At 44.9% G+C, this 14,333-nt stretch carries 16 protein-coding genes and 1 pseudogene; 10 read left to right on the top strand and 7 right to left on the bottom strand.

Annotated features, from left to right (window positions below; all coding sequences use genetic code 11):
- Nucleotide 1 precedes the first annotated feature (1 nt).
- The 4 genes and pseudogenes from AC2CGA_RS09325 (at nt 2) to AC2CGA_RS09310 (ending at nt 4,225) form a co-directional block, all read left to right on the top strand.
- Nucleotides 2-1,978 carry a T7SS effector LXG polymorphic toxin gene (locus AC2CGA_RS09325; protein ID WP_043867492.1) on the top strand — a complete coding sequence of 659 codons (1,977 nt, stop codon included), beginning with the start codon at nt 2-4 and terminating at the stop codon, nt 1,976-1,978.
- Nucleotides 1,975-2,487 carry a hypothetical protein gene (locus AC2CGA_RS09320; RefSeq protein ID WP_043867491.1) on the top strand — a complete coding sequence of 171 codons (513 nt, stop codon included), beginning with the start codon at nt 1,975-1,977 and terminating at the stop codon, nt 2,485-2,487. Before AC2CGA_RS09325 ends, AC2CGA_RS09320 begins: the two co-directional genes overlap by 4 nt.
- A gap of 266 nt (nt 2,488-2,753) precedes the next feature.
- Nucleotides 2,754-3,403 (top strand): annotated as a pseudogene (locus AC2CGA_RS09315) (hypothetical protein).
- Nucleotides 3,404-3,508: 105 nt separating this feature from the next.
- Nucleotides 3,509-4,225 carry an endonuclease V gene (locus AC2CGA_RS09310; RefSeq protein WP_484480176.1) on the top strand — a complete coding sequence of 239 codons (717 nt, stop codon included), beginning with the start codon at nt 3,509-3,511 and terminating at the stop codon, nt 4,223-4,225.
- A gap of 86 nt (nt 4,226-4,311) precedes the next feature.
- On the opposite strand, the gene AC2CGA_RS09305 is transcribed toward AC2CGA_RS09310, so the two are convergent.
- The gene (locus AC2CGA_RS09305) at nt 4,312-5,193 is read right to left on the bottom strand and encodes a LysR family transcriptional regulator (RefSeq protein WP_015387598.1); all 882 of its coding nucleotides are present in this window, start codon (nt 5,191-5,193) and stop codon (nt 4,312-4,314) included.
- Nucleotides 5,194-5,315: 122 nt separating this feature from the next.
- Between AC2CGA_RS09305 and AC2CGA_RS09300 the strand changes: the two genes are divergently transcribed.
- A complete protein-coding gene (locus tag AC2CGA_RS09300; protein ID WP_043867489.1) occupies nt 5,316-5,861 on the top strand; it encodes a flavodoxin family protein in 546 nt (181 codons plus the stop codon).
- Nucleotides 5,858-6,076, top strand: coding sequence for a hypothetical protein (locus AC2CGA_RS09295; RefSeq protein WP_015387600.1), 219 nt, complete (start codon nt 5,858-5,860; stop codon nt 6,074-6,076). The genes AC2CGA_RS09300 and AC2CGA_RS09295 overlap by 4 nt, the downstream gene beginning before the upstream one ends.
- 26 nt (nt 6,077-6,102) lie before the next feature.
- Here the strand turns inward: AC2CGA_RS09295 and chrA are convergent, their stop codons facing one another.
- The 3 genes from chrA to chrS are packed head-to-tail and all read right to left on the bottom strand — an operon-like array spanning nt 6,103 to nt 7,716.
- On the bottom strand, nt 6,103-6,639 hold the full coding sequence (gene chrA / locus AC2CGA_RS09290; RefSeq protein ID WP_014305969.1) for a chromate resistance efflux protein ChrA: 537 nt from the start codon (nt 6,637-6,639) through the stop codon (nt 6,103-6,105).
- Complete coding sequence (gene chrB / locus AC2CGA_RS09285; protein ID WP_115996766.1) at nt 6,636-7,226, bottom strand: chromate efflux transporter subunit ChrB; 591 nt, start codon at nt 7,224-7,226, stop codon at nt 6,636-6,638. Before chrB ends, chrA begins: the two co-directional genes overlap by 4 nt.
- Before the next feature lie 13 nt (nt 7,227-7,239).
- The gene (gene chrS, locus AC2CGA_RS09280; protein WP_003151298.1) at nt 7,240-7,716 is read right to left on the bottom strand and encodes a chromate efflux transcriptional regulator ChrS; all 477 of its coding nucleotides are present in this window, start codon (nt 7,714-7,716) and stop codon (nt 7,240-7,242) included.
- Nucleotides 7,717-7,923: 207 nt separating this feature from the next.
- On the opposite strand from chrS, the gene ggt reads away from it, so the two are divergent.
- Nucleotides 7,924-9,501, top strand: coding sequence for a gamma-glutamyltransferase (ggt, locus tag AC2CGA_RS09275; protein ID WP_063174490.1), 1,578 nt, complete (start codon nt 7,924-7,926; stop codon nt 9,499-9,501).
- A gap of 11 nt (nt 9,502-9,512) precedes the next feature.
- On the opposite strand, the gene AC2CGA_RS09270 is transcribed toward ggt, so the two are convergent.
- From AC2CGA_RS09270 to AC2CGA_RS09260, 3 genes are all read right to left on the bottom strand, one after another.
- On the bottom strand, nt 9,513-9,857 hold the full coding sequence (locus tag AC2CGA_RS09270; RefSeq protein ID WP_025853574.1) for a DUF4181 domain-containing protein: 345 nt from the start codon (nt 9,855-9,857) through the stop codon (nt 9,513-9,515).
- 164 nt (nt 9,858-10,021) lie between these two features.
- Nucleotides 10,022-10,642: a flavin reductase family protein gene (locus AC2CGA_RS09265; RefSeq protein ID WP_003151304.1), complete on the bottom strand. Its 621-nt coding sequence runs from the start codon at nt 10,640-10,642 to the stop codon at nt 10,022-10,024.
- Between the two features lie 156 nt (nt 10,643-10,798).
- On the bottom strand, nt 10,799-11,329 hold the full coding sequence (locus tag AC2CGA_RS09260) for a CotG/ExsB N-terminal domain-containing protein (RefSeq protein ID WP_079004926.1): 531 nt from the start codon (nt 11,327-11,329) through the stop codon (nt 10,799-10,801).
- A 140-nt stretch (nt 11,330-11,469) separates the two neighbouring features.
- Here AC2CGA_RS09260 and AC2CGA_RS09255 point away from each other — a divergent pair, with 140 nt between their 5' ends.
- From AC2CGA_RS09255 to AC2CGA_RS09245, 3 genes are all read left to right on the top strand, one after another.
- The gene (locus tag AC2CGA_RS09255) at nt 11,470-12,564 is read left to right on the top strand and encodes a CotH kinase family protein (protein ID WP_024085889.1); all 1,095 of its coding nucleotides are present in this window, start codon (nt 11,470-11,472) and stop codon (nt 12,562-12,564) included.
- A gap of 122 nt (nt 12,565-12,686) precedes the next feature.
- Complete coding sequence (locus tag AC2CGA_RS09250) at nt 12,687-13,580, top strand: hypothetical protein (RefSeq protein WP_003151310.1); 894 nt, start codon at nt 12,687-12,689, stop codon at nt 13,578-13,580.
- A 41-nt stretch (nt 13,581-13,621) separates the two neighbouring features.
- Nucleotides 13,622-14,296, top strand: a complete 675-nt coding sequence (locus tag AC2CGA_RS09245; protein ID WP_014305963.1) for a hypothetical protein — start codon at nt 13,622-13,624, stop codon at nt 14,294-14,296.
- Nucleotides 14,297-14,333: the final 37 nt, after the last annotated feature.

Raw genomic sequence — 14,333 nt, 5'->3', positions numbered from 1 at the left:
GATGAGCAAAGTGTTTGAATCACAATCGTTAACGGACGAAGCAGATAAGAGAAAGAAACAATACGAAGCCCTTGAAGAACAGCTGCGTGCGCTCAAACAAGCCTTTCAAGGCGTGGCCGATCTGGGTGATGCTTTGAAAGGGAAAGGCGCAGACAATATAAAAGATTTTTTTCAGGGACAAGCGGAAATCGCCGACAGCTGGCTGACGCTTGTCTCTGCTCAAATTGCGTTTTTAAATGGCATTTCAGGTGACATTAAAGATCAAGAGCTCAGTGATTCATATGCGGAGACTTCATTTTTAGAGCATGAGCTGCCCAATGCGGATTTGAGAGCTTCAGAGATTGTCTCCGCTCATAAAGCAGAAATCGATTCAATTTTGTCTGGCATCAGTGATATTATTCATCTCGATACATATACGCTGGATGATTACGCAGATAAAATGGGTGATGCCCAGAAAACCAGACGCGACACGATCACGGCAGTCGATACGCTTGATGAATCCCTGACCGCTGAATATCAAAACTTAGAATCTCTGGACAACGCAGTGCTCAGCAAATATTCCCTTCTCATGCAGGCCACCAGCAACGGGAAAAGCGCCTCCCCTATGTACTATGACAAAAAAGCCTTCCACAGCAATGAAATCTACAAAAGCGTCATGGCGACAGAAAAACAGGGCACGGACTATATTGACGCAAAAGCCCAGCAGGCCGAAGCAAGACGGCTTCAGGAAAAGGCTGAAGAAGAAGCCAATAAACCATGGTACGAAAAAACATGGGACGGCATCTGCAACTTTACCGGCGAAGTCACCGGCTATTATGATTATAAAAGAGCAGCCGAAGGCGTTGATCCGGTGACCGGCGAAAAACTCTCCACCGCAGAACGCGTCACAGCAGGAGCGATGGCCGCCGCCGGATTCATACCGGTCGTCGGCTGGGCGGGCCGCGCTTTCAAAGGCGGAAAAGCCATTTACAAAACCGGAAAAACCGTCATTGCCGCAGAACATGCTTTAGATGCCTATAAAACCGGAAAATCCTTAGACATTCTCAAAATGACAGAAATGGGCGCATACGGCCTCGTCGCCTCAAACGGATTCACAGAAGCCGTCACAGGACGGGATATGTTCGGAAACAAAGTGTCTGAGGAAAAACGGAAGCAAGGGGCGCTGGAAGCTGCGCTGAGTTTGGTTGGAGCCGGCGCATTGGCGAAGCATGTAAACAAAGGCATACCGCTTGCAAAATCGCCACAAGCATCAAAAGTTGAAAAAGGGAAAAAGATTCTAGACCAACTGAAAGAATTCAAAGTACCGACGAATGTAAAAATTCGTGTCCAAAAGACTGTTACACCGGATGGCGCAACTTTCCCAATCATTCATGCTGATGTGAAAACCAAAGCTGTGAAAGATCTTGGGATTGTGAAGATGGTGGGTAGTGGTAAAGGCACTAAGGGTCCGATGATAGAGCAGAAGAGGAAAATACCAGGACGACCGGGTCATACAACAAAAAGCGATTCAACTGAACTTGGGAAAAACTTGTTAGAATCTATGGGATTACCGCGGTCATCAAAATGGACTGGATACCAAGCCCAACATATTATTCCTGGAGAGCTATATAACCATCCTATAATTAAAAAAATAGGAATGGAAACAAATCATGCATCGAATGGTATTTTCTTACCAATACCTGCAGAGGCAATAAGTACTTTGTCTAGACATAGAGGTTATCATAGTGTTTATAATAATGTTGTAAAAAAACAGTTGAATAAAATGGACATTAATGAAAGTGTTGAAGTTTTAGAACAACAAGTTTATGAATTACAGCAAAAACTAAAATTAGGGGTAGAAAAGGGAATACCTCTTTATAAATCGAAAATCAAAAATATGGGAAAGTTTTATAAAAAAGGTCAAAACAAAAAGCTCCCTATCTGGCAAAGAGGCGGGGGAGCTACAGAGGAATTATGGGAAAGGTGGTTAAATAAATGAGTAGTTTCGGTGAATATAGCGATTTAGTGGAAGAGGTAATTGACTTTATTAAGCATGGAGAATTATTTAAAAATAATAATCGGAATTTGTCTGATATTACAGTTACAGACGATTTTGAGATTGCACAACAATTAGCATGGTCTCAAGATACTGATGAAGTTGAAGTAATTTGGCAAGATGTCAAATCAAATGAAACCGGACAGTTGCTGGGTATAATTTTAAATAATGATCACTTAAAAACAATAGATGAAGAATTATCGAATATTTTCAATTCTGATGATAACTATTCTGAAGATTTCATTCCTATGGATTTTTGGGATATTGCTGAAGAAGTAGAGTCAGATCTGTATAAATGTGCAATCAATCGTCTGGTAAACGGTAATAAAGACAATCTTTTTGAGAAAATGTTTCAAGTATATAAATCCGGCGGATGGCCTTGTGGATGGAAAGGTATATATCCTGAAGGTCAATTAGTCGCTTTTATACCCCCGAAAGCTATGAATGATTAGTATATTTATTTGGGTTGTACCGATAAGGAGATTGAACCTTATTAAAATTAAAGATTAGGAAATGAATAGTTACTAACAGAGGTTCTCATGGTAAGAAAACATAATAAATTAGATGTTCCAAAAGCGAATATACATCCCAGAGAATAACATTAGGAGATGCCTTGTTTACTGATGTATTAGAATTGCTATAGTTAAGAGCTTGCCGTGTTGTTATCGGCAAGTTTTTTTATAATAATTTAACAATGTGGAATACAAGGAGAAGCAGGATGGACAGAGATCATATTTCTCAATCGCAGCCATTAAAAATCTGTAATGGCTGGTCTGTAGTACAGAACAATTTAAATTCAGAAAAAAGGATGGAAGAAAAATATGAATTACTAAAACTACAAAATGAAAAACGTAATGCTGTTATTAAGGTAATATTTGAAAATGATTAATACCATGTCATAGTAGCGGGCTTAAAAACAGATAAGATTTATAAAGAAGACTCTTTTAATGAAATAGAACAATTATTGGAAGAGTTGGAATATCAAATCTGGACTGTGGGAAGTGGGGTTTTAGAGGGTTTGCAGCACCTAAGCCAACATGTTCCCAATTTCTTAAGGCTTAAGATACCAGCGGGGTGGACTGTTGATTATATTACATTAAAAGATACTGACCCTAAAACTCTAGAGGAAAATGATGATGCTTGGTTATTTGACTTTAATCAAGATCTCCTGCAGTTTCTCATAAAACTAAAAATTTGCTGCTTGTAGGGTGGTACCCAGAAGGGGATCCAACCGGCAGTTATGGCATTGAACTGATAAAAAACAAAGATTGGGAAAATCCTTTAGAAGATATTATGTGTACTGAACTTAAAGAATTACTTAAACAATTGGATCTTATTTTTATGAAAGAAATGAAAAATGAATATTAATAAAAAGCAGATTATACTATCTGCTTTTTTCAATGATATAATTTGGAGTCATTGCTAGAATCGACATGCAGGACAATTGAGCGCGAAGAGAGGAAAACAAGTGAAATGAAAATACATCAAATTCACGATTTTGATCTAAAAGATGAATCGGATTTTGTTCGAACACAACAATCCCTAATACATAAAATCAACCTATCCCCCGTCATCCATCCAGACTCCGTCAACACCAGCGCAGGCGTCGACCTCGCTTATTGGGAGCAGGACGGGGAACCGTACGGGGTGTGCAGTATCATCGTGATTGACGCTGATACAACAGAGGTGATTGAAAAAGTGCACAGCATGGGGAAAATCAGCGTGCCGTATGTGTCCGGTTTTCTTGCGTTTCGCGAGCTGCCGCTGATCATCGAAGCGGCCAAAAAGCTGGAGACGGAGCCGGATGTGTTTTTGTTTGATGGCAACGGGTATCTGCATTACAATCATATGGGCGTTGCCACCCATGCGGCTTTTTTTCTGGGGAAGCCGACGATTGGGATTGCGAAAACCTATCTCAAAATCAAAGGCTGCGATTTTGAGATGCCTGAAAATGAAGTCGGCGCCTACACCGATATTCTCATTGACGGCGAGGTATATGGCCGGGCGCTTCGGACACGGCGGGACGTGAAGCCTATCTTCTTGTCTTGCGGACATAACATTGATTTAGAAAGCAGCTATCAGATCACAATGAAAATGATCAATCGAGAAAGCAGGCTGCCGATCCCTGTCCGTCTGGCTGACCTTGAAACGCATGTTTTGCGAACGTTTTATCGGAAAAATCACATGTAACACTTGGAGCTCTAAGCCACCAAGTGTTTTTTTTGTATGCCTGGTGTCTGCTTTATTAAAAACTTTGTCGTCCTTGCAGCAGGTTTTTATTTGAATGTTTTTCGCGTCAAATCGATAAATGCCTTTAATGGCGCAGACATCCACTTGTCCTTATGCCATGCTAGTTGAGTAAAAACGGGGCATTCATTCTGCCAGTTGAGTTCTTTCATCCGTCCTTCGGCAATATCGTCTTTTACTGTCATTTCAGGCAATAGTCCGATTCCGAGTCCGGCCATCACGCATTGTTTGATGGCTTCTATGCTGACGAATTCTAATTTATTAGGGTAGACTCCGGCGTCATGTAAAGTGTTCTCAAAGAGCGTGCGATATGAACAGCCGTCCTCTGTCAGCAGAAGGGTTTCATTTTGAAGATCCTTCAATGCTGCTGGTGAGTCTGCTGGAAAAGGATGGTCATTGGCGGCTACCATTTTGATTTCATCCTGAATCAGAGATTCAACGTGCAGTGCGTCTTCCGACCGATTCACATCCAAAATGAAAGTGATATCAAGCTGGCCCTGCAAGAGCTGTTCTTTCGCTTGTTCGTTGGAAATATACGGTTTGAATATAAGCTTTACTTGAGGAAAAGCCTGTTTGAATTCTTTTATGATAGGCGGAAGGCGGTATGTGCACTGGCTTTCCGTCGCGCCGATTTTCAAGGTTCCGGTTGTTTCTCTTGCTTGATTTGCGGCCATTTTTGCTTCTTCTGTTAACGCAATGATCTTCTCCGCATAGGATTTGAACGTTTTGCCGGCTTCTGTCAGGAAAAGCCGCTTGCCCAGCCGTTCAAATAAAGGAGTCCCGATTTCTTCTTCCAGTGATTTGATCTGAGAGGTAACACTTGATTGTGCATAGTTAAGCATCTTGGCGGTTAGGGTGAAGTTTACATGTTCTGCTGCGGTAATAAAGGTGATCAGCTGCTTCAATTCCATTTGATCTCGCCCTTTCTAAATCGGTTTTATCGATTGAAACAATCGAAATAATCATCTGTATTGATTGATGAATCCATTATATGATGAAGAAAATCATTCGTAAACAAAGGAGCAGATGCATCATGAAAATTGCGGTTATTAATGGCGGAACTCGTTCTGGCGGAAATACGGATATTCTTGCGGAGAAGGCTGTTCAAGCATTCGATGCGGAGCACATTCATTTGCGGAAATATCGGATCCGGCCAATTGAAGATCTGCGCCACGCCCAAGGCGGCTTTCGTCCTGTTCAAGATGACTACGATTCTATCATTGAGCTGATATTACCGTGCGATATTCTTGTATTCGCCACCCCAATTTATTGGTTTGGCATGTCAGGGACATTAAAGCTGTTTATTGATCGCTGGTCACAGACGCTGAGAGATCCGAGGTTTCCTGATTTTAAACAGCAAATGTCAGCGAAGCAGGCATATGTAACAGCAGTGGGCGGAGACAACCCTAAACTAAAAGGGCTGCCGCTGATTCAGCAATTTGAACATATTTTTCATTTTATGGGGATGTCCTTTAAAGGCTATGTGCTGGGAGAAGGCAATCGTCCGGGTGATATTCTTCATGATCAACAGGCGCTGTCCGCTGCGAGCCGTTTATTGAAAAGAAGTGATGCGATATGAAGCTGCTGCTGGTTATCTCTGGTATGTTGATTCTTGCACTCTTTCTAGCTTGGAAAGCGCCGACTTCTGTTTGGATACAGGCTGAAACCAATTCACCTCAGGTTCAGCAATCTGTGAGAATGGCAGGCGCAACGCTGCAAGTCAAGCAAATCATCAAGAGTGATGCAGGCGAAGAAACAGTTGTCATATCAAATGGTATTTCCGGGCCAAAATAAAAAAGCACCTGTCCAGGTGCTTTTCTTTATAAATGAGGAATCACAAGCCCTCCATACAAAAACGCCGCGATAATCAGAAAGGCCGGATGCATCTTGAATTTTGTCAAGACAAGGAGGGAAATCCCCGCAATCACTATCGCTTGAACCCAGCCGATCGCTTTGATGCCGTCTGCGCCGATTTGCCAGGTAAGAATGAGCATCATGACGGCGATGACAGGCTGGACGGACAGCGTCATACCTTTGATGACGGGGGATTGGCGGAAGCGCTGAATGATGCGCAAGAGGACGATCAATGCGAGCGCCGACGGTACGACGGTGGCGATCAGCGCAATCAGGAATCCGGGCCATCCGCCTGCGCTGTAGCCGACATACGCCGCGATTTTGGTTGCGATCGGGCCCGGCAATGCGTTCGCAAGTGCGAGCATATTTGAGAATTGATCGTTTGAGAGCCAGCTGTATCTGTTGACGACTTCTTCAAACATCAGCGGGATCGACGCCGGTCCGCCTCCATATCCGAGTACGTTTGCGACAAAAAACGCCATAAATACATAAATCAAGATCATGAGGCCGGCATGCCTTTATCTTTTGAACGTTTATTTGTGATTTTGTCCTTTAATTTAAAATGAAACGCGCCGTATGCCAAGAAAATGATAATGACAAAGCCGGGATTGATCTGTAACGTTTGCAGGCCGATAAAAGCGATGATAAAAAACAGGATGCCCGTGACCCAGCCGAAACCTTTAAGCGCTTTTTGGCCAAACTCGTACGCCATGATGCCGAGCATGACGGCGATCACCGGTGTTACGGCGCCAATCATGCCGGCAACGATTGCTGAGCGGCTTAAGACATTGACAGCCGCAAACAAGCCCGCCATAGCGAGACATGTAGGCAGAATATGTGCGAGGGTTGCCGCGATTGCGCCTAACGTGCCTTTCAGCTTGAAGCCCAGATACGCCGCCATTTTTGTGGCAATCGGTCCGGGAAGCGCATTAGCGATCGCTAATATTTCTCCGAATTCATCATCATCTATCCATTTGTATTTATTGACGGCTTCATGGCGGATGAGCGGGATCACCGACGGGCCGCCTCCGAATCCGAGAATGCCCGTTCGGACCATCGCCGCCGTAATGTCCCAATAGGGATGTTTCATGGCTATGTCCTCCTTACAGCTTCATGCCCGTTCTGCTTTTATACCGTTTAATCAGCATTTGGCAGTCGACGCTGACGACGCCTTTTTGCGTATAGAGCCGTTTTGTCAAAAACTCTTCCATCTCCTGATCATTTGCGAAAATGCCGTGCATATGCAGCTTGCTCGGTCCGGTCATATGATAAAGGCTTGTCACCGCCGGCTCCTTTTCAAGCTTTAATGCGGTTTCCTCCAAATACTGCGGCTCCACCTCCACGTTAAAAAACACGGACACATGACGGCCGATTTTCGCCGGGTTGATGACAGCGGTGAATTTTTCAATCACACCGGCATCCAGTAAATGCTGAATGCGGTGCTGAACCGCCACTCGCGACAGGTTAACCCGCTTTCCTAAGTCTGTATAGGAAATCCTCCCTTCCTCGTGCAAAATCGAGAGAATCTGTTTATCCGTTTCATCAAGGACAAGATTCGGAATGCTGTACTCATGTTCCAACCGGCTTCACCTTCCTTCATTTGGTAGACATTATTGTATCATGAAATGTTACGGTATGAAGGGGAGATTTTTTTATTGTTTTCGTTACGTAATAACTTAGGATTATTTCTTATCGGAAAGTAAATAGTGTGTGAGCTTTTCTTTCAGGAAGGTGGATACCGGTGAAGCCGCTTTTTATACTTAGGAAAATTTGTAAAGGGGCTTGCCATGAATACTTCAACCATCGGAACGAAACAAATGGTCGTCAGTCCGCATTATCTTGCTTCTCAGGCGGGGGCCGGCATTCTGGAAAAGGGAGGAAACGCGTTTGACGCGGCAGTGGCGGTCAGCGCCTGCCTGGCAGTCGTGTATCCGCATATGACGGGTCTTGGCGGGGATTCATTTTGGCTCACTTACCATAAAGAAACGGGACGAATCAAAGCTTATAACGGGAGCGGCCGTTCAGGGAAGCATGTGACGAGAGACTTGTATCGGGGCAGAGAAGCGATCCCTCTGCGCGGGCCAGAAAGCGCCATTACCGTTCCGGGAATGGCGGACAGCTGGGATGCCGTGCTTTCGGCGTACGGGCGTCTTTCGCTCGCTGAGGTGCTGAAGCCTGCTCTTGATTATGCGGCAAACGGATTCCCCGTGTCCGCCGACCAGTGCGCCCACACAGAACGCAATCTCGCTCTTTTAGCCTCGATGCCTTACACCTCGGCCATTTTTACGAGAAACAAAAAAGCGCCCATGCCCGGTGAACGGTTTGTCCAGAAGAATCTGGCGGCCAGCTTGGAACAGCTTGCCGAGAAGGGCAGAAGCGCTTTTTATGAAGGAGACCTCGCTCAAAGCATCACATCCTTTCTGCAAAACAACGGCAGCCGTCTGACACTTGATGACTTTAAAGCCCACCGCGGCGAGTGGACGAACCCGGTATCCTCTGATTACCGCGGATACCGCATCTATCAGGCTCCGCCGAATTCACAGGGCTTTACAGGCTTAATGACGCTCAATATATTGGAAAACTATGATTTTTCTCAGATTGAACACGGCTCCTTTGACTATTATCATCTGCTGATCGAGGCGCTGAAGAAGAGTTTTCAGCACCGGAATGAAGTGCTGACTGATCCGGCATTTTCTCATATTCCGCTGGATCGGCTGCTTGATAAACGGTATGCAAAGCAGCTGGCGGAAGAAATCGGTGACACGGCTGCGCCGGCGCTAAGCCGTCCGGTCGGAAGCGACACTGCTTATGCCGCCGTCAGAGATGCGGAAGGAAATGCCGTTTCCTTTATACAGAGCCTTTATTTTGAATTCGGGTCAGCCGTTACGGCGGGGGAGACGGGCATTCTGCTGCAAAACCGCGGGTCATTTTTTTCGCTGGATGAATCCCATGTCAATACACTTGAACCCGGCAAGCGGACGTTCCACACCCTCATGCCGGCGATGGCCTGTAAAGAAGGAAAGCCGCACATCCTGTACGGAACCCAGGGAGGAGAGGGCCAGCCGCAAACTCAGACAGCGATGATTACGCGCATCATTGATTACAAAATGGACCCGCAGCAGGCGATCAATGAGCCGCGCTGGGTCTGGGGGCGGACATGGGGAGAGGAGTATGAAGGGCTGAGGGTTGAAAGCAGAATCAGCCCTGAAACGAGAGAAGCCCTAAGGCAGAGCGGCCACCGCGTCGAGACCGTTGGTGATTTTGACGGGCTTATGGGCCATGCGGCAGCGATCGTCATTGATGAAGAAGGCTTTCTCCAAGGCGGGGCCGACCCGCGCGGCGACGGAGCGGCCGCAGGAGTATAGAGCATGATACGCTAACTGATGAAAAAAATAAGCACGCCAAGAGCGGCAGAAAGACCTGCGTAAAACGAATCGTACACATATTGCTTTTCCTCCCGCCGGTGCCGCCATTCCATTAAGCCGCTGCAGCAAAATAGCATGAAAACAACTCCCGCAAATACGTACATTTCATTGAAAAAAGTCACCGCTGCGATGCCCGTAATAAGCAGTGTGATTTCGATTAATCGATGTGTGCCGTTTATCGGCTTCTGCTTTTTAACAGCCTTTGGAAAATGAAGAACTTTGACGGCAAATACTTGAAACATAAGGCTGAGCAAAATAAATACGGCTGAAAAAATCAGTAACTGAATGAAATCCATCGTCTCCTCCTAAAAATGTGTCACTCGTTTCATACGGGTGAGGGCCTTGTAAGTTTCAGCATTCTATAAGACATTAGGCTGAGTTTAATGGTAAAAGACTCAAAAAAGACCCCTTTCGAAAGGGGTCTTTTTGACTAGTTTCTTCTATTATAATGGTTCCTGCTTCAGGTCGGGCGGACAAGCGTATATGTCTTCCCGAGTCTGACGTATTCATTCCCCGCGAGCCTTGCCGCAGGCTTCAGCTCATCTGTCCGTATGTAGCCTTTATCGGCGTCATATACTTGGTCATTCAAATGAAAACAAACGACTCTGCCGATGATGAGGTCTGTCGTCGTTTCTCCGCTGTCATTTTGAAACGGAAGATGGCGTTCGAGTATACATTCAAACCTGACTTTTGCTTCTTTTATACCGGGAACGCTGATGCAGGCGCTGTCTGTCACAGAAAGGTCTGTCATGCCAAGTTCACTGACATCAGGATCAAGCCTTGCCGCCGTTTTGTTAATGTCTTCAATAATGGACTCATCACTGACGTGCACCACGAATTCCCGATGAGCGATTGCGTTTCTCGCGGTGTCTTTCTGCCGTCCGTCCGCGCGGCTGACAGAGATGGCCAGAAGCGGCGGTTCTGCGGAGACAACGTTATAGAAACTGAAGGGCGCCGCGTTTACGGCGCCATTGATGGATGACCGCGTCGTGACAAATGCGATCGGCCGGGGAACGACTGTGCCCGAAAGCAATTTGTAGGTGTCTTTTGCGTTCAGTTCGTCTGCTCGTAAGATATGCATGATTTCGGCCGCCTTTCTTTATCGTATGACCTGATTATACAGAAAGAAAATTCGGAAACACAACAAAAGAAAACCGGCTGCATATCTTATCACGTGGCATATATCTGATTGAGGAAAAAGGCTTCCGTTTAGCCGGCAGCCTATTTACAAATGGCGTTACTTGTAGTTTTTCTTTACAACCCAGATGTTCCCGTCTTTCCAGTACTCTGTTTTGCTGCAGTAATCGTCTTTTTTGCAAGGGTCTTTTTTATGAGGACGGTAAGGTTTTTTCTGCGTGCGTTTTTTCTTGCGGCGGCATGATTTTTTGTGGCTGCGAGATTTTTTGTGAGAACGGGATTTTTTATGACTGCGAGATTTTTTGTGAGAGCGGCGCGATTTTTTATGGCTGCGAGATTTTTTGTGAGAACGGGATTTTTTATGACTGCGAGATTTTTTGTGAGAACGGGATTTTTTATGGCTGCGAGATTTTTTGTGAGAGCGGCACGATTTTTTATGGCTGCGAGATTTTTTGTGAGAGCGGCACGATTTTTTATGACTGCGAGATTTTTTGTGAGAACGGGATTTTTTATGGCTGCGAGATTTTCTCTTCTTACTGCTTTTTGGTTCTTGGTACAAATAATCTTCCAATCCCTCGGTGCTTGCGGACTTTACTGCTTCTTCGATATCAGAATGGGAATAGTGGCCCATTTTGAAACCTCCTCATGATATATGTTTTAAGGATGCGATCCTTACTACCACATAGTACGCATGAATGAAAAAAGTGTATGTGTGATTCGCTGAGTTTTATATAAATAGCACAGCCTAAATTAATACAGGGAGGGTTACTGATGAAAGACCAATCAACATTGCCTCTGTACCAGCTGTTTATTCACCCGAAAGACTTAATGGAGCTGAAAAAAGACATTTGGGATGATGATCCGGTGCCCGCGGTGCTGAGAGTGAATCAAAAACGGCTTGACATTGATCTGGCGTACCGCGGCTCTCATATAAGAGATTTCAAGAAAAAATCGTATCACATCGCTTTTTATTCGCCGAAAACATTTCGCAGGGCGAAAGAGATACATTTAAACGCTGAATACAAAGATCCGTCGATGATGCGGAATAAGCTGTCTCTCGATTTCTTCGCGGAGCTTGGGACGCTGTCACCAAAGGCGAATTTCGTAACCCTGCAAATCAATGGCAGACATGAGGGGGTGTATCTTGAGCTGGAGTCAGTGGATGAATATTTTCTGGCGAAACGGAATTTGGCGGACGGGGCTGTTTTTTACGCGGTTGATGACGACGCCAATTTCTCCCTTGTCAGTGATCTGGAGCGGGATACGAAAACATCGCTCGAACTTGGTTATGAAAAGAAAACGGGAACGAAAGAAGACGATTTATACTTGCAGGACATGATCTATAAAATTAATACCGTTCCGAAGTCAGAGTTCAAGGGGGAGATCGTCAAACACTTGGACGCCGATAAGTATTTGCGGTGGCTTGCGGGCATCGTGTTTACCTCAAACTACGATGGATTTGTTCATAATTACGCTTTGTACCGGAATCATGAAACGGGACTTTTTGAAGTCATTCCGTGGGATTACGATGCGACGTGGGGAAGAGACATTCACGGTGATCGGATGGACGCCGATTATGTCAGAATACAAGGGTTTAATACCTTGACTGCAAGGCTTCTGGATGAACCGTATTTCCGCAAAGCGTACAAACAGCTTTTGGAAGAAACGCTTCAGACCCGGTTTACCATTGAACATATGAAGCCGAAGGTCATGTCACTGTATGAGCAGATCAGGCCGCATGTCGCAAAGGATCCTTATAAGAAAGAGGAGATTGATTGCTTTGACCGGGAGCCTGATGTGATTTGCGAATACATTAAGGAGCGGTCCGCCTTCATCAGCAGTGAGTTAGAGCGGTGGAATATCTGATTTGGAAATGAAGAAAGATTTTTTACAAATAGGCTGGTGAATCAGTTCCCGAAAATAATCGTGATACGTATATATGCATTATGCTTTTTACATTATGAGAAAAATGACTAGGAGGACAATAGATGAAACGCAATACGAAGCGGCATCGGTCTGATGACAACTTTTTGCATGCGATGGAAGGAAAAGTAATTACTGTCTACCGGGGAGGCCCGGAGTCCAAGACAGGGAGATTAGCAGACATTCAATCGGATTATATCGCTCTTCAGGTTGATAATAAAATCGTTTATTATCAATGGAAACACGTGAAAAGTGTGACGGAAAATACGAGTGAAACCGTATCGCCGGCCGAAGCGGCAGAATGTGAAAAAGCTGATGATTTTCAAGATCTGATCAGCCGGATGACCAATCGCACGGTGCAATTGAATCAGGGAGGTCCGGAATCGAAAAGAGGAAAGCTTCACGAAACAGGGGATGATTTTCTCGTGCTGGAAACAGAAGATGACGGAATCGTATATTTTAACGCCGACCATGTCAAAAGCATCAGCGCGGAACAAGAAGAGGACGGCCAGGAGGAGGAGCGCCCGGAATTTGAAATGGCTGATGATTTTCACGGCATATTTAAACGCCTGATCCACAAATGGGTATCCATCAACCGCGGAGGTCCTGAAGCCGTTGAAGGTATACTTGTGGATAATTCCGACGGCCACTACACTCTTGTGAAAGATAAAGAAGTGCTGCGGATCTATCCTTTTCATATCAAGAGCATCAGCGAAGGGGCAAAAGGAGCAGCCAAAAAAGAGGAGAATAAAGACGACGAGAATAAAGGCGGGAAAGAGAGCGCCGAAGAAGAAAAGTCACATGAAGAAGAATCACGCGAAGAGCAGCGTACTTCCTCTAAAAAGTCGAAAAGATCGTCAAGATCCGTTCGATCCTCAAAACGGGAGGAAGAGAACTCTTATAGCTACGCCACTGTATTAAGGACAATAGATTATCGGTGGAAACACGGCCGTAAATGATTCGGAAAGATTGTCCGTAAACGCGGGAGAGGGGGAATGAAATGGCTGGATTAAGCAGATTTCTGGATAAACAAGTCGATATTGAGATATCGGGGAATACGACATTTTCAGGAACTCTTTTGGATATCGGTCAGGATATCATTGTGATTCATGACGGCCGGACGTTTCTTTATATTCCGCTGCTGCATCTTCAGCGGATGACATTGACGCTCCCGGACGAAGAGAATAAAGAACCGTACGCAAGAAAAAAAAGTCCGCATCCCGAAAAACAGGAACATTCCTTTTCTTACCGGAATACCCTCCAGCATATAAAAGGCAGATTTACAGAAATTTTCGTTACGGGAGACCGTTCCATTCATGGGTATGTGACAAGTGTTTTAAATGATTATTTTGTTTTCTTCTCTCCGGTTTATAAGACTCTTTTCATCTCGATGCATCATTTGAAATGGCTGACACCCTATTCCGATGAGCAGACGCCGTATACATTAAACAGTTCAGAGCTGCCGGTTGTTCCCGCTAATGTGCCCCTTGTCCGGAATTTTGAGGAGCAATTAAAAAGATATGTCGGGAAGCTGATTATTCTGGATTTAGGAGATATACCGAATAAAGTGGGGCTGTTACAGGACGTCTCAGATAATATTCTTGAATTGACCAATGCAGACGGGGATACTGTCTTTTGGAAATTGAATCATTTAAAAACCATGCACCTGCCATAAATGATAAAACTGCCTCTCTTATACAGCAGGCAGTTTT

It is taken from the genome of Bacillus sp. SYZHCR11, assembly GCF_057196865.1.
This window is presented reverse-complemented; position numbering and strand designations above follow the sequence as displayed.